This window comes from Pseudomonas reactans (genome assembly GCF_013387025.1).
GTDB classification, from domain to species: Bacteria; Pseudomonadota; Gammaproteobacteria; order Pseudomonadales; family Pseudomonadaceae; genus Aquipseudomonas; species Aquipseudomonas reactans.
This window is the reverse complement of the sequence record NZ_JACAQP010000144.1, coordinates 1-465: the sequence shown is the minus strand read 5'-3', so window position 1 is coordinate 465 and position 465 is coordinate 1. Positions and strand designations below refer to the sequence as shown.

The following is a 465-nucleotide window of genomic DNA, read 5'->3' as shown; positions in this document are numbered from 1 at the left end:
CGTTTGGTAATTTCCCCTCCGACCAGGATAAAAGATCCCATTGAAGCAGCTGATCCCATGCATATTGTATGTACATCTGGTTGCACAAATTGCATAGTATCATAAAGAGCCACCCCCGGTATTACCCATCCCCCAGGAGAGTTTATAAACAAATACAGATCTTTGGTATCATCCTCGATACTGAGATATATCATAAGACCAATAAGTTGATTCGAGATCTCGCTATCAACCTCTTGCCCTAAAAAAAGTAATCTTTCTCGATAAAGTCGGTTGATTAGGGTCAAATTGTATCCCTTCGAAACCGTACAGGCGCCTTTTGACGCATACGGTTCAAAAAAAAAGAATCAATGTGTAGATTCCAATACTTTTTATTTTTTCATAGGCAGTTCCTTCTAACTTAAAAAAAAAAAGATTTTATTCAATTTTTCACTAAACACGAGTTTGTCTTCCTTTCCTTATAACGTA

The 465-nt window shown here is 37.0% G+C and carries 1 protein-coding gene; it reads right to left on the bottom strand.

Annotation, left to right across the window (positions count from 1 at the left end):
- The coding region (locus HX793_RS32250; RefSeq protein WP_178905617.1) for an ATP-dependent Clp protease proteolytic subunit at positions 1–284 on the bottom strand (284 nt) is incomplete at its 3' end.
- Positions 285–465 lie beyond the last annotated feature (181 nt).